The organism is Arsenophonus sp. PmNCSU2021_1 (genome assembly GCF_036919435.1).
GTDB classification, from domain to species: Bacteria; Pseudomonadota; Gammaproteobacteria; order Enterobacterales; family Enterobacteriaceae; genus Arsenophonus; species Arsenophonus nilaparvatae.
This window is the reverse complement of record NZ_JAZHPL010000004.1, coordinates 538,964-559,201: the sequence shown is the minus strand read 5'-3', so window position 1 is coordinate 559,201 and position 20,238 is coordinate 538,964. Positions and strand designations below refer to the sequence as shown.

Genomic DNA, 20,238 nt, shown 5'->3' with positions numbered 1-20,238 from the left:
TTTTGTGCGAAACTCGTGAAAAAACAGAAACTAAATTAAACATCCCTTTGAGTTTAGAAATAATAGGCATTCGATTATCAAATATCATAAAAAATAACAAAAATAATTCAGAATATGTAATCAATGATGATGGCAAAAAAATTTCTGCAGAAAGAATATCAAAACGATTTTCAAAGGCTAGAGATCTAACTAATTTGATATGGGAAGGTACTCCGCCATCATTTCATGAGATCCGAAGTTTATCAGCAAGATTGTATACAGAAAAAAATGGGAGTGAATTTACTCGCAAATTACTCGGTCACAAGTCAGCAGAAATGACAGCTAAATATCAGGATGACAGGCAGGATAGCTGGATTGAAATTTAAAATTAATAGTGGATGAATGGTGAATTATGGTGATAATATTTTTTTATCATATTGAATTTTCAGACCCTGTACACGATTCTGTGTAAATGCCTTTTCTCAGTAGTGACCGTCCAGGCGGTCACCGAACTCGATAATAAAGCAGCTAATCGCCATACGCCAGTCCCTCAGCGGCATTGTCCATTTCTGTGACGCCGCCTGGATTGCCAGCCACACCACCTTTTTCACTGCGTCATCCGTCGGGAACACCTTACGCTTTTTGATGGCATGCCGGATCACGCTGTTCAGCGGACTCTATGGCATTCGTTGTGTAGATCACCTTGCGGATGTCTGCCGGGTAAGAGAAGAACGTCGCCAGGTTGGCCCAGTTTGTCTGCCAGCTCCGGCTTATCTGCGGGTAGCGGCTGTCCCATGCGCTGGCGAACGCTTCCAGCGCCTGCTGGCCTGCTTCTTCCGTGGAAGCCTGATAGATGGCTTTCAGGTCGCGTGTGACGGCTTTGTAGTCCTTCCAGGAGACGAACCGTAGGCTGTTACGCACCATATGCACGATGCACAGCTGAATGCGGGCTTCCGGATACACGGTGTTGATGGCGTCCGGAAAGCCTTTCAGACCGTCGACACAGGCGATGAGGATATCGTTCAGACCACGGTTTTTTAGTTCTGTCAGCACACTGAGCCAGAACTTCGCGCCCTCGTTTTCGGCCAGCCACATACCCAACAGTTCTTTCTGACCTTCGATGTTGATACCCAGGACCAGAAACACGGATTTATTGATAACGCGACTGTCCTGCCGGACCTTCAGGACGATACAGTCAAGATAAACAATAGGATAGACTGCATCCAGTGGGCGATTTTGCCATTCGGTAACCTCCTCCATCACGGAATCGGTGACCTTCGAGACCAGCGCCGGTGAGACATCCGCGTCATACAGTTCTTTGAACGCAGCCGCTATCTCGCGGGTGGTCATCCCTTTGGCGTACAACGATAAAATCTGGTTATCCATCCCGGTGATCCGGGTCTGGTTTTTCTTCACCAGTTGCGGTTCGAAAGAACCGTCACGATCGCGCGGAGTGCGTAGTTCCAGAGGACCATCGCCGGTGGTAACTGTCTTTGTGGAATAGCCGTTGCGGGAGTTGGCACCCGGTTTGGGCTGATTTTTATCGTAGCCCAGATGGTGGGACATTTCGGCGTTGAGAGCCGCCTCAACGCTGATTTTCTTCAGCAGACGATCGAACTGGCTGAGATCGTCAGGGGTTTTGAGATTTTTGGCCAATTCATTAGCCAGAGCCTGCAATTGTTTTTCGTCCATAAATTAACCTTCATTTGATGTTGGATTGAACATATCAAAATCAGGCAATTACACAAATTTATGTACAGGCTCATGCCTGGGCTAAAGCTTTTCACGTGCTAGCCGATATCTTTATTAACCGTGAAGAGCAGATCTACCAAACAAATGAAGAGCGTATCGGAGGTTGGCGAGGTTTACGTCATTTCAAAGTGGCTAAAAAGATCCCGCGCAGCGAAACGATCACCAGTTTTCAATTTATTCCAGAAGATGGTAATGAAGTAGTCGATTTCCGCCCAGGACAATATTTAACTCTTTACCTAACAGGATAATGAAAAACTCACTAATCCACGAGTTTCGCACAGGCGTATAAAATACTAGAAATGGCTTAAAATCGATGATTAATCTTCAAGTTACTAAAACACATAAATTTTATTAAATTACAATAAGTTGCTTTTGATTTATAAGATTCTGTCTATTTATATATTATGCTGGATTAAACTTAAAGATAGAGCGTTTATTTATTGGTGCGAAACTCGTGTAATCAACAAATTCGGCAATATTCATTAACCAATGCACCTAACGGCAAAAGTTATTGTATCGCTGTAAAACGTGAAGAAAAAGGAAGTGTGTCAAACTATCTTCATAATGAGATAAAAGAAGGTGACATCGTCAAACTGGCACCACCCTGCGGTGATTTTTTTCTCGTCGTTAATGCCGATACACCAGTAACACTAATTTCAGCCGGTGTCGGCTTAACGCCGATGATAAGTATGTTGGAGAAGTTACATCAGCAACAACATAAAGCACCACTGAATTGGCTACACGCGACAGAGCATGGTGGACATCACGCCTTTGCTAATGAAGTAAAAAATAAATTAACTGATTTTACTCATGGCTTCAGTGCCGTTTGGTATAACAATCCACGAGAGCAAGATAGACCACAAGAACAGTACCAATACCAAGGGTTAATGGAGCTGTCAAAAGTAAAAGAGCAGCTTAATCTTAAAAATATGCATTATTACTTCTGTGGTCCAGTCAACTTTATGCAATTTATTGCCAAACAGTTGCTCGCCATGGGTGTAAATACCAGTCACATCCACTATGAGTGTTTTGGACCACATAAAGTTATTGAGGGAAATGAACAATAATAATTAAAAACCTCACTAAAACCAGGGTAAGTGGTAACAGGTGGAATAAAAAGTTACAGATTCCATATCAACTCCTCTGTAACTTTCAACCATCTGTTACCCTTTAAAATCAAATAGCCGCTTCATCCTGCTCGCCGGTTCGAATACGGATCACATGAGCAATATCATAAACAAAAATTTTGCCATCACCAATTTTTCCCGTTTGTGCCGTCTGTATTATCGTTTCAATACAACTGTCAACAATATCGTCCGGAACAACAATTTCAATTTTTACTTTAGGCAAAAAATCAACCATATATTCTGCACCACGATAAAGTTCTGTATGGCCTTTTTGGCGGCCAAACCCTTTTACTTCCGTCACTGTCATTCCGGTTATGCCGACATCTGCTAAAGCTTCTCTTACATCATCCAACTTGAAAGGTTTGATAATTGCATCAATTTTTTTCATCAAATTATCCTATTATCACCAGTTTTTACGACCAAAAGCCGAAGTAATTGGGTAACGCCTATCCTTGTTGAAATTTCGCATTGTAACGCGCGGACCTATCGGTGCCTGACGCCGTTTATATTCATTAATATCAACTAACTTGATCACTTTACGAACTGTTACTTCATCAAACCCAGCCGCAACTAATTCACTGACCGATTTATCCTGTTCAACATAACCTTCCAAGATCGCATCCAATACAGGATAAGGGGGTAAATTATCCTGATCGAGCTGCCCTGGCGCTAGCTCAGCAGAAGGCTGCCGTTCGATCACGCGCTGAGGGATGATTGGTGAAATCGTATTTCGATACTTTGCTAGCTCAAATACTAACATCTTTGGTACATCTTTAAGCACCGCAAACCCGCCGGCCATATCACCATAAAGAGTGGTATAACCAACGGCGGACTCACTTTTGTTACTGGTCGTTAATACTAAACGGCCACGCTTATTCGATATTGCCATCAGAATGATAGCCCGACAGCGAGCCTGCAAATTCTCTTCGGTTGTGTCGGGCGCCATGCCGATAAATAATGGTGACAAACCTGCCATAAATGCATCATACATAGCTTCAATAGATATTATCGCAAATTCAATATCTAACAATGCTGCCTGCTCTTTGGCATCATGGATACTCATTTCAGCGGTATATTTGAAAGGCATCATTACTGCCTGAACTTTATCTTTACCTAAAGCATCTACTGCAATAGCCAAGGTTAAAGCTGAATCAATTCCGCCTGATAATCCCAAAATAACGCCAGAGAATCCATTTTTATTAATATAGTCACGGGTTGCCATGACTAATGCTTCATAAACCTGGGCTATCGGTGATAAAGTTTCTGCTGAATTAGCCACTGGCAGTGGTTCATCATCATTAAATTTACACTGGAGAACTTGCTCAGCAAACTGCGCTAAATAATGCGTTATCTCACCCTTGCCATTGAATACTTTTGAGCCGCCATCAAAGATGAGCTCATCTTGTCCACCAACCTGGTTTAAATAGACAATTGGTAATTGGGTTCTTTGGCAGTGTGATTTTAATAATGTCCAACGAATATGCGGCTTTTCACGATTGTAAGGTGAAGCATTAATGATAATGAGGACATCAGCGCCTTGAGCTTTAATTGCATCAACTGGCTCATCAAACCAGACATCTTCACAAATTAAAAAACCTAACTTGTAACCTTTAAAAGGTATTACACAAGTTTCGTTAACTGAATGAAAATAACGCTTTTCATCAAAAACACCATAATTAGGCAATTGTTGCTTAAAATATTGCGCCACTAACTGCCCCTGCCAGAAAAATGACAATGCATTATAACATTTTTCATTTTGCCAGCATGGATGACCAACAACAATGGAGATATTTTGACTAGCGTCTTTCAGACGATCAAGCTGTTTGCTACAGCGTTGGTAAAAATCCGGCCGAAAAAGTAAATCCTCGGGCGGATAGCCAGTTAAAGCTAATTCTGAAAACAGAATAAGATCTGCACCCTGTAACTGTTGAGCCTTAGCTTCCTGCAACATGCATTCACAGTTGCCTTCAATATCACCTACCAGCCAATTTAATTGTGCTAGTGCAATATTCAGCGTTCGGTTCATAAAATTTCATTCTCCAGACATAATAAAAATTATTCTTTAAAATCATTAGCATCCAGTTTATGCCTGGCTAATAATTTATAAAACTCCGTTCGGTTTCGACCTGCCATACGCGCGGCAGGGGTAACATTACCTTTTGTCATTTGTAACAATTTACGCAAATAATTAAGCTCAAATTGATTGCGAGCCTCAACAAAAGTAGGTAATGCAGTATTCTCGCCTTGCAGCGCCTGAATGACTAATGCTTCACTAATAACCGGCGCGGTTGTTAATGCAACACACTGCTCAATAACATTCACTAATTGCCTTACATTACCCGGCCAACTTGCCGCCATTAAGCATTTCATTGCATCCCTCGATAGGCTACGCACAAAAGGTTTATGACGCTTTATTGATTCCCTTAACAAATGATTTGCTAATAAAGGGATATCCTCCGAACGCTCATTAAGGGTAGGAATTTTGATATTTACCACATTCAAACGGTAATAGAGATCTTCCCGAAATTCATTTTTTTCCATTGCCTTTGGTAAATCACGATGGGTCGCTGAAATAATTCGAACATCAATATCCAAATCACGGTTACTGCCTAAAGGCCGCACTTTACGTTCTTGTAAAACCCGCAATAGTTTCACTTGAAGAGACAAAGGCATATCACCAATTTCATCGAGAAATAGTGTCCCACCTTGCGCAGCGAGAAATAGACCTTCACGATGTGTAACCGCACCGGTAAAAGCGCCCTTGGCATGACCAAACAGCTCCGATTCTAAAAGCTGCTCAGGTAAAGCCCCACAGTTAATTGCAATAAAGGATTTTTTAGCTCTAGGACTAGCACGATGAATTGCTCGTGCCAACACTTCTTTACCAGTACCACTTTGCCCATTTATTAATACACTAACATCAGATTGCGCCACCATACGTGCCTGTTCTAATAAACGAAGCATTATCGGGCTACGAGTGACAATTTCCTCACTCCAATTTTCATCAGAAACGGAAATTGACATAGCTAAGGCTTCACCAATCGCTTTATAGAGAGCATCACGATCAACTGGCTTAGTGAGAAAACTCGATACCCCTCTTTGTGTTGCCGCTACCGCATCAGGGATTGAACCATGCGCCGTTAAAATAATGACCGGCATGCCTGGCTGCTGTTTCTGTATCTCCGCAAAAAGTGCCATGCCATCCATTTCATCCATACGCAAATCACTGATAACCAGATCAATTTTATCTTTTGCTAGAATTTTCAAGGCATCCACACCATTCTCTGCGGTAACCACCTTAAATCCTTCACTAGTCAAACGCATACCCAATAATTTCAATAGACCGGGATCATCATCTACCAATAATAGATTGGCTGATTTATGCACTGTCATTGGGGATTTTCTCCGCTTTTATCAACCTGATGAGACTCTTTAATCACATCTGTCGTTTTCAGCTCTGCGCTATTTGCTGTTGAATTGGTACTGCTTTTATCCATTTTTCCACTTGAAACAGCTTGTTCCTGCTGTTTGCGTGAAGAAAGTTGTCGTTCAATATCGGTCAGATTTTCCAACTTACGTGAGACAATATTTAATTCATAGGTTAGATGAGCGTTTTGTTCAGCTAAACGATCTAGTTTATTATCGCTCTCTTGTTGTAAACGTAAATATTTAGCATTTGCTTCTTCAACATTAACAATCTGAATTTGCTTTTCACGCCATAATTCTAACAGTGGGCGAATAGGTGAAGGGAACTGCAAACTATAACTATTCAAATTATCAATCACTTTACGCCGGGCAGTGACGGTTGGCTCTGCGACATCGAGTAAAATACTATGTCGAAAAACATTTTGCCAATTAATTAACTGAATCGTTTTAGCCATCAAAGCCGCTTGCTCTTTATTCAATCGATTAGCACAGTCAACAATTCTCAACCAGTAAAGCGGATTATCTGAAGCATTCTCACTATCTATATTCCATATTTTTTCACAAGTAACATAGCGATAATCTGTTATACGTTCTTCTATTGGTATCGATTCATTTATCATATCCAGTGGTACTGGATGGTGATATTTACTACAAGATATTAATAAAAAAGGTAAAAGAAGTGTTGTTAACTTTACTTTCCATTTAGTGGAAAAAAATCCCCCACAACTTAGCTTCGCAAATGCAATATGCCATGTTTTCCGCATTATCCCTGCGGCTATTAGGGTGTTGTAATTAGACCAATTTGGCATTATTCATACTCTGTGGTTAGTGGTAGCTCAATACGAAAACAGACATCAGCAAACTGACAATCAATAAGCAACAATTGACCATTCATTCTTTTAATACAATCTTGGGCAATGCTTAATCCTAACCCGCTCCCTTTTACTACCCCTTTACGCAATAAAGATCCTTGAAAAAAAGGTTCATAAATCATATTTTGTTCAGATTCTGGGATAGGTGTTCCTGTATTAGCGATATCGATTTGGAGTTTATCATCAGTTTCATTGCTTATTATCCAGATCTTACCCGATTCAGAACCGTAGTGCACTGCATTAGAATAGAGATTATCAATCACTCTTGCCAAAAAAGTTGGCTCTGCACAACAATGAGTAATATTTAACTCAATTTCAGTTTGAATATTTTTAGCTCTAGCCGTTAAATTATTTGAGGAAACGACATTTGCCACTAACTTGGTTAAATCAATTTGCTGAATCAGTGCTGGCCCATCGGCTAACTGACGATTATAGTCTAATAATTGCTCAATGAGTTGTTGCAAATGTTTACTACTATTATCCAAAATAGCGACAACCTCTCGTTGATCTAAAGTCAAAGGCCCTGCTACTTCATCAGCTAATAGTTCAGCCCCTTCACGCATACTGGCTAAAGGTGTCTTTAATTCATGAGAAATATGACGTAAAAATTCGTGCCGTTGTGATTCCAACCAGCTCAGTCGCTCACTTAACCAAACAATACGCTGAGCTAATGAACGTAACTCACTAGGGCCCTTAAAACGTTCAAGTCTGGTGAAAAGTGTTCCTCCTGCCCCAAGATGATTAATCATACGCTCAATAGCTTTAACCGGACCAATAATCATTCTAGTAAACAACACAACTAATAATACACTCAATAAAAACACAATTAGCGTTTGCCAACCAAAATATTGACCTTTTTCAGCAATTGCATTCTGCAATTGCGTACCTCGTCCAAATACAACATCACGTGTTAATTGTACTAACTGATTGTTGGTAACCGAAAAACGTTCAAGTGCCTCCGCCATTGCCGGGATAGGTGAGTTATTTTCGCATTTTAAATCGGAGAGATCTTCCAGTAAGGTTTGAATAGTCGTGATTTGGTTTTTATCAGGCAAAATAGTCATTTGGCGAGCTAGCATCTCACTATATTCTTGCCGTTTTTTCTTATATAAAGCAGCAAAAGTTTGATCGTTTAACACACAGTATTGACGATAGCTACGCTCCATTTCAAGCGCAGTACTCGTCATGATTTCACTGCGCCTAGCATCAAGCAAAGTGGTTCGGTTGATATCAGCCGCTTGATTACTCAATTGATCTAAACTTTGATAGGCCTGGTATGCCAATATTAATAATGGCAAAAGAACCAATAAAAAAGCCATCACCACCAGTTGGCGTAGTGAACGCGGAAAAGAATGCCACTTATTCAAAGAAATCATCTCATTACCTATTCATACTATTATGGTAACAGAACTTATATTCGATAGTGAATTTGCCTGCCGATTTAATAAAAAATTTCTAATTTGATTATTATGAGAAAAACAGTCTTTTAATCACCAAAATCGAGGGTAACATTTTAATTAATAAGGGAATAAGGCAAGGAGAGTAAATAATATTCATACGCTTAAGCAGCAATAAATACTTTATTAAATAATTCACTGCGCCCCACCGATATTGGCGAGGAGAGCAGAGAATTTTTAATAGATGGTGCCTCACTCCACGTGTCGCCCGATGTTTGATAAAGCTTGTTTATAAGCAAATATCATGCTGCTGGACGGTAGGCACCTGACTTTTGGCATCATTCCTGGCTTATGTGGTGTGCATCCCTCTATATTGGGACCAACATAAAAAGTTGAATGAGCGACTACTCAATATAGTATGCACCTTATATGCCAACTTTTTAAAAATTTTATTAACCTATTGAAATTTAATGTAAAATAAATTTATTAAGCATTTAAAATGGTTTTTCATTAAATTTAATTCCATGATTTTTAATAAAAATGTCGCCTATTAGCGACATTTCATTGAGTGAATAAAATATTAACAAAAAATCATACAATTAAATGTCTCCAATTAGAGACAACTTGTTTTTATCACTTAGCTAATTAATGACAGTTATAAGATTTAATAAGCAAATTTAAATAATTTGAATAATAATCAACATCAAATTTCAGCTAAATTTAGCTCATAATGAAATTTATTTTTACTTATTTTCAATCAACCGCGCAAAAATTACATTTTATCTCCTATGACTAACCAAGTTTTTATCACTTTAATTAGCCATAGGGAAAAATATTTATATCAATATCAACCCAGCTGCCGCCGCGCATTACGAAAAATACGCATCCAGGGGCTATCTTCGCCCCATTCTGGCGGATGCCATGAATGGGTAACTGTACGAAATACTCGCTCCGGATGGGGCATCATGATAGTCGCCCGCCCATCTAAGCTGGTCACTGCAGTAATACCATTAATCGATCCATTTGGATTTGCTGGATACTGTTGAGTAACCTGACCATAATTATCAACAAAACGTAGCGCAACTAAATGATTTTTTTCCAACTGGTCAAGATGCGCAATGTCTCGCATTTCAACTTGACCTTCACCATGAGATACCACTATTGGTAGCTGACAATCAGCCATATCTTGTAAAAATAGTGAAGGACTTTCCATCACTTTGACCAAACTAAAACGCGCTTCAAAGCGTTCTGAACGATTACGTACAAATCGTGGCCAATGTTCAGCACCTGGAATCAACTGGTTGAGATTAGACATCATTTGACAACCATTACATATGCCTAATGATAAAGTATCAGAACGAGTAAAAAAGCCTGCAAATTCGTCACGTACGCGTGAATTGAATAAAATTGATTTTGCCCAGCCTTCTCCCGCCCCCAATACATCACCATAAGAAAAGCCGCCACAGGCAACTAATAGCTGAAAATCAGCGAGTGTTACCCTGCCTGCTAACAAATCACTCATATGCACATCAATGGCAGTAAAACCTGCACGGTGAAATGCGGCCGCCATTTCAACATGAGAATTGACACCCTGTTCACGTAAAACAGCCACTTTAGGTGACGGGGTTGTCATAATATAAGGCGCTGCAATATCATCTGCTGGATCAAAGTTTATTTTTACATTCAATCCAGGATCTGTCAGATCTTGTTTAGCCTGATGTTCTTGATCTGCACACGCCGGATTATCACGTAAACGTTGCATTTGCCAGGTAGTCTCAGCCCACCATAAACGCAATTGGCTACGTTTTTCACGATAAATTTCTCTACCGTGACTATTGATAGTAACAATATCGTCTTTAATTGCTGTACCAAGATACAGTACACACCCAGCCAATCCATGCTCGGCCAAACATGCTTCCACCATTTCCCTATCCGCTTGCTTGACCTGAATGACTGCCCCTAATTCTTCGCTGAATAAAGCAGCAAGAATATCTTTATCATAATAACCGATATCAATATCTAACCCACAATGACCGGCAAATGCCATTTCTGCTAATGTAACAAATAGGCCACCATCGGAACGATCATGGTAAGCTAATAATTTTTGTTCTTTTATAAGCGCCTGAATTGCATTAAAGAAACCGGTTAATAATTTAGCATCACGGACATCCGGGGCATGATCACCTATTTGCCGATATACCTGTGCAAGTGCTGAACCTCCCAATGCATTATGACCTTGCCCGAGATCAATTAATAATAATGCATTATTTTGATCACTTTTCAGTTCAGGTGTAACCGTCAGACGAACATCCTCAACCCGGGAAAAAGCGGTAATAACCACAGAAAGCGGCGCCGTCATTTCACAAATCTGTTCGCCATTATGCCAGGTGGTCTTCATTGACATCGAATCTTTACCAACTGGGATGGTTAAACCTAATGCCGGACATAGCTCTTCTCCAATAGCCTTCACCGCTTGATACAAACCGGCATCTTCACCAGGATGTCCCGCTGCTACCATCCAATTAGCGGAAAGCTTCACCCGTTTTAAGTACTGAACATAAGCAGCACCGATATTGGTCAACGCTTCTCCAACCGCCATTCGGCTAGATGCCGCATAGTTCAATAGCGCAATGGGTGAGCGCTCACCGATCGACATAGCTTCGCCATAATAATTTTCTAAACTAGCTGTCGTGACCGCACAATCAGCAACCGGGATCTGCCAAGGGCCAACCATTTGATCGCGGGCCACCATTCCGGTAACACTGCGATCACCAATTGTAATCAGAAAAGTTTTCTCTGCTACTACTGGCAAATGTAATACCCGTTTAACTGCTTCGGTTAAGGTTATCATTTCTCGATTAATCGGCTTACCGGCAGCAAATTGAGAACTAACATCACGTAGCATTTTAGGCGTTTTACCTAACAAAATATCTAGCGGCATGCAAATAGGCTGGTTAGTAAAATAACTATCATTAAGAACAAGATCGCGATTTTCTGTCGCTTCACCAACAACAGCATATGGCGCGCGTTCTCGACGACAGATAGACTCAAATAGGGGAAGTTGTTCAGGTAAAACAGCTAATACATAGCGCTCTTGAGATTCATTGCACCAAATCTCACGAGGATCCATGCCTGGTTCATCATTCAATATTTGACGTAGTTCAAATATTCCGCCTCGATCAGCATCATTCACTAACTCAGGCATAGCATTAGAAAGGCCACCAGCGCCAACATCATGAATAAATAGGATCGGATTATCAGTTCCCAACTGCCAGCACCGATCAATAACCTCTTGACAACGACGCTCCATTTCAGGGTTATCACGTTGCACCGAAGCGAAATCAAGATCAATATCAGACTGCCCTGAAGTCATCGATGAAGCTGCGCCACCTCCCAGCCCAATATTCATCGATGGGCCACCTAATACGATTAATTTAGCGCCAACTGGAATATTGCCCTTTTTAATATGTTCTGCCCGAATATTACCTATACCGCCTGCTAGCATAATCGGTTTGTGGTAACCACGTAATTCTGCTCCATTATGACTATTCACTAGCTCTTCATAAGTGCGAAAATAACCTAATAAAGCGGGTCGGCCAAATTCATTATTAAAAGCGGCGCCACCCAATGGCCCATCAAGCATAATATTAAGTGCACTAACAATACGCTGTGGTTTGCCAAAATTTTGTTCCCATGGTTGTTTAAAACCTGGAATACGTAAGTTAGAAACAGCAAATACAACTAAACCGGCTTTAGGCTTTGCACCACGCCCTGTTGCCCCTTCATCACGTATTTCTCCACCTGAACCGGTGGCAGCACCAGGCCAAGGAGAAATAGCTGTTGGGTGGTTATGGGTCTCTACTTTCATCAAAATATGAGCATTTTCATGATGATAATCATATTTGCCGGTTACTGGATCAGGAAAAAAACGCCCAATATTCGATCCTTCCATTACGGCAGCGTTATCTTTATAAGCTGATAAAATATAATCTGGCGTTTGTTGATAAGTATTTTTTATCATACTAAACAAAGAATTAGGTTGTGATTTACCATCAATAACCCAACTGGCATTAAATATTTTATGCCGACAATGTTCTGAATTAGCTTGCGCAAACATATAGAGTTCAACATCCGTTGGATCCCGTTCTAATGTTTGGAAGGCATCCATTAAATAATCAATTTCATCTGTAGCTAACGCTAACCCTAATTCAATATTTGCCAATTCAAGTGCACGACGACCGTTTTTTAATATTTCTATCGTCACCATCGGTGCCGGCTTATGGTGCATAAAGAGTGATTCTGCTTGCTCGAAAGAAGTCCAAACAGTTTCAACCATCCGATCATGCAAAATGACAGATAAATCATCCAATTGTGATATATCCAATGGCGAGGAATAAATAATATAATAAGCAATTCCACGCTCAAGCCGGATAACCTGCTGTAATCCACAGTTATGAGCAATATCCGTTGCCTTTGAAGACCAGGGTGAAATAGTGCCTGGTCGAGGAGTAACCAAGAGTAACTGGCCAGCAGGCTGTTGCTCAGTTAATGAAGGACCATAATGAAGCAATTGACTTAGTTTTTGTCGATCATCCTGATTTAATGGCGCACCAAGTTCAGCAAAGTGTACATATTCAGCATAAATGTCAGTAACCGGTAGTTGCTGCTGCTGGCATAGGGAAAGAAGCTTAGTAATGCGAAATGTCGATAAAGCGGGTGAGCCGCGCAGAATTTCCATAGTAATAGATTCTCTTAACTTATAAAGCTGGCCTGAAGGATATGTATCAGGAAAACTGGAAGGCTATTATAAATCATCATGAACCAATACGAAACCGTTTGCGTGCACATTTATCACGCACCCGCAAATGTTAAAGATATGTAAAATAGATTAAATTAAGTTGCAAATTCTACTTTTGTTAAGCAGAATGTCCGGCTCTTAAAAAATTGGCCATAATTTGGTCATTTTAATTAAGAAAATATGTTTAACTAACGAGATATAACCATTTGATTAATATTAGAATTAATTATCTTGTTATCGTTATTGTCTCTATAATTTCTGTTGGTGTCATTACACTTAATATTGAGTGGCCCAACCAGCAGCAAGACCAGGTGACGAGAATTATTTCTCGCGGTGAATTACGTGTAAGTACCATTAATTCACCCCTTATGTCCTTTAACGATAAGCAAGAAGCAAGCGGATTTGATTACGAACTGACTAAACGCTTTGCCGATTACCTTGGCGTAAAGCTACGTATCAATGTACGTTCAAATATCAATCAACTTTTTAATGACCTTGAAAACGGTAATAGTGACTTTATTACTGCAGGACTTCTTTATAATGAGAAGCGCCTCGATAAAGCACAGCCTGGCCCGGCCTACTATACCGTTTCCCAGCAGCTAATTTATCTCAAAGGGGTAAGTCGTCCACGCTCTTTGAACGATGTAAAAGGAAAGTTTGTCGTTGCCACTGATTCAGTAAACGCTAATACGCTGCAACAGTTGAAGCAAAAATATCCAAATCTTCAATGGGAAGAAACCAGTCATTATAATGCGACTGAGTTATTGCAACTGCTAGCTGAAGGGAAAATTGATTATACCTTAGAAAATTCTATTGTCGTCGCTATGCAGCAACGTATTCATCCAAACATTGCTGTCGCTTTTAATGTTAGCGACGATCATAACCTTAATTGGTATATGAAACGCTCAAAAGATAATAGTCTAAATGCAGCAATGTTAGACTTCTTCAATAAAAGTAATGAAGAAGAACTTTTAACACGTTTAGATGAAAAATATTTTGGCCATGTTGCTACTTTTGACTATTTTGATACGCTTTCTTTTATTACTGCAATTAATAAAATTTTGCCAACCTATAAGCATCTATTTAAAAAATATGCAGAAGATATAGATTGGCGTCTACTAGCAGCAATTTCCTGGCAGGAATCACACTGGGATCCACTAGCCACATCACCCACTGGTGTTCGTGGTTTAATGATGCTAACAGTACCTACTGCACAAACTATGGGTGTGTCAGATAGGCTGGATCCAGAGGAAAGTATTAAAGGTGGCGCCGCTTACTTGCAATATCTGATTTCGCGCTTACCAACTACTATTGCGCCTGATGATCGTATTTGGTTTGCCTTATCGGCCTATAATATGGCGTTGGGACATATGCTTGATGCCAGGAAACTGACACGCATACAAGGCGGAGATCCAGACAGTTGGTTAGATGTAAAAGCCAGACTGCCGCTACTTAGCAAGAAAAAATATTTTGCTAAATTAACCTACGGTTATGCACGTGGCTATGAAGCCTATCGCTATGTGGAAAATATCCGCCATTATCACCAAAGTTTGGTGAGTTACCTACAGAATAAGGAAATGAATCAAAATATGCAGCTCGCCGCAAGGGATCCGCTATTATTCTCTAGAACCAGCAGCAAAGAAAAAAGTACACGAGTTTCGCACAAAACTAATTTGGGTAAGCTAATAAAACACGGATTTGCTCAGTAATAGCACTTTTGATTACGTCCCAATTTTGTTGATAAAGGGTTATTTTTTCAGATATACGACGTTTATGTTGTTCAAACCACACAGAAATAGCCAGAAAAATATGATTTCTTTGCGCTCGGCTCGTGCGAGCCTGACAGCGTTCAATACCACAGTTTTGTTTAACTTCTCGATGATAAACTTCAACAGACCAACGGGCATCCATGATAGATTTGACGTATTGACGGGTGGGATTCTCTTTGTTTGTTACTATGTAATCAATACGGCCGTTTTTGGCTGTAAATTTGAAAACGGTTACCCAACCATATCCTCGCAAGTGTATTGACGTTCCTTCTTCTGAGATGTCTAACTTGTTCAGTTGTTTGTTATGGTTAACAATCCTATTTTTCCTCAGCGTGGTTACCCAGATCCAACCATGAGAGCGAATTGATTTCAGGTTATCCAGGCTAGAATACCAAGCATCCATCACTACGGCTTCTGGCATGATCCCTCTTTTTTTAGCAAGAGTGAGCATTTCGGAAAAGTGCGTGTTTTTTGTTTTTCCATCAGAATCTTTATCATAAATACGATAATTGATAGGAATTGATTCAACCTTCGTCAGATCATGCCAAAGCAAATTAACTAAACCTATGCCAGCAATAACCTCATGTTCATTACCTGAATATTGATAATGGACCATCTCTATTTTTTTACTACGTGTTTTGGCAATCAATGTATCATCGGCAATTAGTACGCAAGGGCTTTTTTTGTCTATAGAAGGTTCAACTAATCGCCATAGGTCTTTAGGTCTAAAACATCTACTTTTTAGCCATCGGCTAACAGTGTCATGAGATAAAGGCGATGGGCTTACTTCTGATAACGCTAAACCAGAGTATCTTAAACTGCTTACTTGTAAGAATGTTTTATAGATATCTTTAATACATGGATAACCCGACAAAATATGAACACCCTGATTTTTTCTTGTTTTTAAATTTATACTTCTTTTTTGGAGATTGCGAAACTCGTGAAGTAGTGACTAATTTAGCTAATCATTACAAACAGTATTAGCTTCTATTTCTGCCTAAGCCGCCTTACTAAGCGACTTAGGCAGATTTAATTTATCAACGCTGCCCTTTCCTGGCCAATTTTTTTTCTGCTCGCCGTTGTTGAAAAAAAACACTTAACATCGTCGAACATTCATCGGCCAAAACCCCTCCCAATACCAGAATACGATGATTCATATCTGGATGATTAAAAACATCAATAATTGAACCAGCAGCGCCAGTTTTTTGATCAGAGGCGCCATATACCAAACGACCGATGCGCGCATGGATCATAGCTCCGGCACACATAATACAAGGCTCGAGTGTCACATAAAGCGTCGTATTGAGTAAGCGATAATTTTGTAAAGATTGACCCGCTGCCCGCAAAGCTAAAATTTCCGCATGGGCAGATGGATCATGAGACAAAATAGGATGATTCCAACCTTCTGCAATCAATTCATCTTCATGTACTAATACCGCGCCAACAGGAATTTCACCTTTTTCTTGAGCATTTTTAGCTAGTAAAATAGCTTTTCGCATCCAATAAACATCTTTTTGGGCTTGATCCACGAATAAAAACCTCAAATATTAATTTAATATCGCAAAAATAGTTATAATATAATATCAAGTTATGATTTAATAACTCTTTAATACTAATTAATAGCCATCTCATATAATAAATAACATCAATAAATCACCCCAAAAATCACTTATGTTATTAAGAAAATTAACTAATTCAACTTTGTGTATCGTTGCATTAAGGGTAGTCACTGATCTAAATCGGATATAATAAATGATAAAAAAATTAATAAATGATAATCGAAATTTTTTGCTGAAAATATCGCTACTTATTATATTATTCAGCCTAATTCATTACGCTATGGGTTACCCACCAAGACTAAACTATACAGCTGGTATCGTCGCATTGCTAATCGTTATCAATCAGTTACGAATAATATATAGTGGATTCATTATTATATTCACCATTATTGCAGCGCTATATTTTTCAATTAGGCTACTTTATGGTACTCCCTCACTAACCATAGCAACATTAGTTACTTATACCAATTTAAATGAAGCAATAGAATTTATTAGTAATATTCCATACTATCTTTATGCTGGATCATTATTTATTTTACTGTTCGGTTTTTTCTGTACAACATTTAAGCTTAAAACCGGTAACAAAACAAAGATTGGTGCTTTTATTACCTTTTTGGCGTTTCTTCTATATGGCCCTAAAGATTATAAAGAAACGGGTGAATTCGATATTTTAAATAGCGGTTATCCAGAAATCAAATTTGTCAAAGACTTCAATAGTGCCAAGGAAGAAACCAATAAACTCACGAGTTTCGCACGGGCATATAAAATTCTAGAAATGGCTTCAGAACAATAGTTAATCTGTAACTTGCTAAGACGTATAAATTTACTTCAATTACAATAAGTTATTTTTAATTTATGAGATTTTTTCTATTTATATATTATGCTGAATTAAACTTAAAAATAGAGCGTTTTTTTATTGGTGCGAAACTCGTGCAAAATAGTGTTATTGACTTTAATAATAAACGAATTGACTATACAAAATTACCGTCAGATATGGCACCATGACATTATACCAAACAGCAAATAAGGCAAATATTGTGGTTATAGCATGATAATTTGTTATCTGAGATATAAAATATACTGCGTTTATTCACGGCTTTAGCTTAATAATAAATGCAGTTTTGACTAATTTAATGATATAAGTAATATTTTAAATAGAGCTTAACATGTCACTATAAATTACTTATCGCTGTATCAATTGTGATATAAAATAACTTTAAATAGTTTTAAAATAATTGTAATATATTTTTGTATTATCTTTTAATTTTTTGAATTGGCGTTATTTATTCGCAATTTCGCTCTATTTAGCAACACAAAAAAATACCAAGCATACATAGGAATACCAACCTGCTATTAAAACAAATTAAAGATATATTCAATACCGCTAGCTGAAAAGTTATATATCTTCATTTTTATTGCAGATTAATAAATTAATTATATGAAAACCGCAAAAAAATACTTTAACCATATAATAATATTATTATTTATATTCTCACTTTTATTAAATGTTTTTGTTTTCAAAGAAGATTCAAGACTACCGCATATATCTAGTTTTATTATTCTCTTAATTACTTTCTTATTAATAAGTAAGAATAAATTACCAAAACTAATTGGATTACTTTTTTTATTCTTTATAAATATAAAAGTTATATATTCGTTAAATTTTAACGAAAATATAACAACTTCTATTCTCCATTCCATCCTTGAAACCAACATAAATGAAGTTCTATTTATGTCAGGCAGTTTACTGCTGAAGTTAATTTTTCCTACATTGATTTTTACTGCTTTTTTATTTTATCTAATAACAAGAATTAAGAAAAATTTAAAAAATACCTCTCTATTACACGAGTTTCGCACCAATAAAAAAACGCTCTATTTTTAAGTTTAATTCAGCATAATATATAAATAGAAAAAATCTCATAAATTAAAAATAACTTATTGTAATTTAAGTAAATTTATACGTCTTAGCAAGTTACAGATTAATTATTGTTCTGAAGCCATTTCTAGAATTTTATATGCCCGTGCGAAACTCGTGTATTATTGTATTCAGCATTATCGTTTACAGCACTTTCGATGATCCTGGTTGTTTTAGATATCAAAGATGAAAACAGATTAATTTCTAATATCAAAGAAGATAAAAAACAGCTCGGGATTTTTTTTCATCATAAAGTCCCTTTAGTATTTGGTGACGTGGTTTATTTATTAATTTCATCATATGAAAATAATAAATATGCAAATACAGCCAAAATTGAAAAATTTAATCATGCAATATTATCTAAAAAAGACAATAATAATAAAAATATTATATTAATCATGGGGGAAGCCTCACTCTACTCCCGCTATAGTGCATATGGCTATCATTTAGATACAACGCCACATATGACAAAAATATTTTCAACCGAAGATAGCTGCATCTTAAATAATGCCCATTCCAGTTCACCGATAACCCGAGATTCAGTGTCAATGACACTAGCCTTTCACACACCGGAAAATGAAGAAAACCTGTTCAACAATAAATCTATTATTGAAATGGCAAAAGCCAATGGATATAAAACATATTGGTTAGGTTCCCAAGAAATACAAGGTCTGCATGGTTCAAAATATGGTTTTATCGCTCAAAAAAGTGATGATTTAAGGCTAACCAATTATAACGATAATGAATTAGCCAACCTGCTAGCAAAAGTGTTATCTGATAATGCACAAAAGAGATTTATCATTATTCATCTTTATGGTAATAATTTACCCTATGACAACTATGATGCAATGGATAAAAAAGCTTTACCAAAAGCAGCGGATTATGATCTCTCTATTCATCATACTGACAGGATCATAAATAATATAATGAATATCATTAATGCTAAAAAAATAGATTTTAATTTATACCGCAGATCACGGCGAGATAGTCAATGTTGGTCATGGATTGGAAAAAGGAAGAGAACAATATTTGATCCCCTTTATGTATAAATCGACTAATAAAAATTTTAATTGTGCTTTTATCGAATCTTTTCGTAATAAAGACGGATACTTGAGTGGTTTGATGAATAAGTATATTTTATCCGAACTGCTTGGCTATGACATTGATAAAAATATTCTTAGAAGCGAAAGAGAATATGATCGAGTGCTAACAGCTAATGAAAATATTTTACCTTTTTCCTTGATAGAATAACAATTACTTAGCAACAATATTGCTGGATTTCTATTTAAAATCCAGCCTTTGATTATATTCTTTTGAGTTTTTAGATCGACACGATTTAGCAAAGTGTTTTAAAATAGATTTAGCTGCTGCAACACAGATTTTAGCTATGAGTTTACATCAAAGCGCCAACACTTAGTTTTTTGTCTGTGGTGTACTGTTCTAGCTACTATTGAACTGCTTTTTGAACAAACAGCCGATGTAACGCTCATACCCTTATCATTGTAAAGAGAGTAAAATCGATCTGGGTTGCAGCTTTGTATTACTGAATCGGGTTTTTCAATAGAATATATACTGTACAAAATCATCAGTTACAGATAAGATTATGTTTTTAATGCATAATTTATTTATATTTACTCAAATTAC

At 37.9% G+C, this 20,238-nt stretch carries 15 protein-coding genes and 1 pseudogene; 7 read left to right on the top strand and 9 right to left on the bottom strand.

Annotated features, from left to right (window positions below):
• The first annotated feature begins 2 nt into the window (after nucleotides 1-2).
• Nucleotides 3-365, top strand: coding sequence for a tyrosine-type recombinase/integrase (locus V3224_RS07555; RefSeq protein WP_334469651.1), 363 nt, complete (start codon nucleotides 3-5; stop codon nucleotides 363-365).
• A 96-nt stretch (nucleotides 366-461) separates the two neighbouring features.
• Here the strand turns inward: V3224_RS07555 and V3224_RS07550 are convergent.
• A pseudogene (locus V3224_RS07550) lies at nucleotides 462-1,671 on the bottom strand (IS256 family transposase).
• A 95-nt stretch (nucleotides 1,672-1,766) separates the two neighbouring features.
• On the opposite strand from V3224_RS07550, the gene V3224_RS07545 reads away from it, so the two are divergent.
• Nucleotides 1,767-1,979 carry a hypothetical protein gene (locus V3224_RS07545; RefSeq protein WP_334469649.1) on the top strand — a complete coding sequence of 71 codons (213 nt, stop codon included), beginning with the start codon at nucleotides 1,767-1,769 and terminating at the stop codon, nucleotides 1,977-1,979.
• A 195-nt stretch (nucleotides 1,980-2,174) separates the two neighbouring features.
• Nucleotides 2,175-2,798, top strand: a complete 624-nt coding sequence (locus tag V3224_RS07540) for an FAD-binding oxidoreductase (protein WP_334469647.1) — start codon at nucleotides 2,175-2,177, stop codon at nucleotides 2,796-2,798.
• A 109-nt stretch (nucleotides 2,799-2,907) separates the two neighbouring features.
• Here V3224_RS07540 and glnB read toward each other — a convergent pair whose 3' ends face one another.
• From glnB to purL, 6 genes are all read right to left on the bottom strand, one after another.
• The gene (gene glnB / locus V3224_RS07535) at nucleotides 2,908-3,246 is read right to left on the bottom strand and encodes a nitrogen regulatory protein P-II (RefSeq protein ID WP_032114757.1); all 339 of its coding nucleotides are present in this window, start codon (nucleotides 3,244-3,246) and stop codon (nucleotides 2,908-2,910) included.
• A gap of 15 nt (nucleotides 3,247-3,261) precedes the next feature.
• Entirely contained in the window at nucleotides 3,262-4,884 is a 1,623-nt protein-coding gene (locus tag V3224_RS07530; protein ID WP_334469644.1) for an NAD+ synthase, read from the bottom strand.
• 29 nt (nucleotides 4,885-4,913) lie between these two features.
• Complete coding sequence (gene glrR, locus V3224_RS07525) at nucleotides 4,914-6,251, bottom strand: two-component system response regulator GlrR (protein WP_334469642.1); 1,338 nt, start codon at nucleotides 6,249-6,251, stop codon at nucleotides 4,914-4,916.
• The gene (gene qseG / locus V3224_RS07520; protein ID WP_334469640.1) at nucleotides 6,248-7,048 is read right to left on the bottom strand and encodes a two-component system QseEF-associated lipoprotein QseG; all 801 of its coding nucleotides are present in this window, start codon (nucleotides 7,046-7,048) and stop codon (nucleotides 6,248-6,250) included. Before qseG ends, glrR begins: the two co-directional genes overlap by 4 nt.
• A 44-nt stretch (nucleotides 7,049-7,092) precedes the next feature.
• On the bottom strand, nucleotides 7,093-8,532 hold the full coding sequence (locus tag V3224_RS07515) for a sensor histidine kinase (protein ID WP_334469638.1): 1,440 nt from the start codon (nucleotides 8,530-8,532) through the stop codon (nucleotides 7,093-7,095).
• Nucleotides 8,533-9,400: 868 nt separating this feature from the next.
• On the bottom strand, nucleotides 9,401-13,291 hold the full coding sequence (gene purL, locus V3224_RS07510) for a phosphoribosylformylglycinamidine synthase (protein ID WP_334469636.1): 3,891 nt from the start codon (nucleotides 13,289-13,291) through the stop codon (nucleotides 9,401-9,403).
• 266 nt (nucleotides 13,292-13,557) lie between these two features.
• On the opposite strand from purL, the gene mltF reads away from it, so the two are divergent.
• Nucleotides 13,558-15,060, top strand: coding sequence for a membrane-bound lytic murein transglycosylase MltF (gene mltF, locus V3224_RS07505; protein WP_334469634.1), 1,503 nt, complete (start codon nucleotides 13,558-13,560; stop codon nucleotides 15,058-15,060).
• Here mltF and V3224_RS07500 read toward each other — a convergent pair.
• Nucleotides 15,020-15,994, bottom strand: a complete 975-nt coding sequence (locus tag V3224_RS07500) for an IS701 family transposase (RefSeq protein WP_334469632.1) — start codon at nucleotides 15,992-15,994, stop codon at nucleotides 15,020-15,022. The two genes, mltF and V3224_RS07500, sit on opposite strands and share 41 nt — an antisense overlap.
• 163 nt (nucleotides 15,995-16,157) lie before the next feature.
• Complete coding sequence (tadA, locus tag V3224_RS07495) at nucleotides 16,158-16,649, bottom strand: tRNA adenosine(34) deaminase TadA (protein ID WP_334469630.1); 492 nt, start codon at nucleotides 16,647-16,649, stop codon at nucleotides 16,158-16,160.
• Between the two features lie 223 nt (nucleotides 16,650-16,872).
• Here tadA and V3224_RS07490 point away from each other — a divergent pair, with 223 nt between their 5' ends.
• The 3 genes from V3224_RS07490 (at nucleotide 16,873) to V3224_RS07480 (ending at nucleotide 19,845) form a co-directional block, all read left to right on the top strand.
• Complete coding sequence (locus V3224_RS07490; protein WP_334469628.1) at nucleotides 16,873-17,472, top strand: hypothetical protein; 600 nt, start codon at nucleotides 16,873-16,875, stop codon at nucleotides 17,470-17,472.
• Nucleotides 17,473-18,752: 1,280 nt separating this feature from the next.
• Nucleotides 18,753-19,643 carry a sulfatase-like hydrolase/transferase gene (locus V3224_RS07485; protein ID WP_334469626.1) on the top strand — a complete coding sequence of 297 codons (891 nt, stop codon included), beginning with the start codon at nucleotides 18,753-18,755 and terminating at the stop codon, nucleotides 19,641-19,643.
• Nucleotides 19,636-19,845: a hypothetical protein gene (locus V3224_RS07480; protein ID WP_334469624.1), complete on the top strand. Its 210-nt coding sequence runs from the start codon at nucleotides 19,636-19,638 to the stop codon at nucleotides 19,843-19,845. The genes V3224_RS07485 and V3224_RS07480 overlap by 8 nt, the downstream gene beginning before the upstream one ends.
• Nucleotides 19,846-20,238 lie beyond the last annotated feature (393 nt).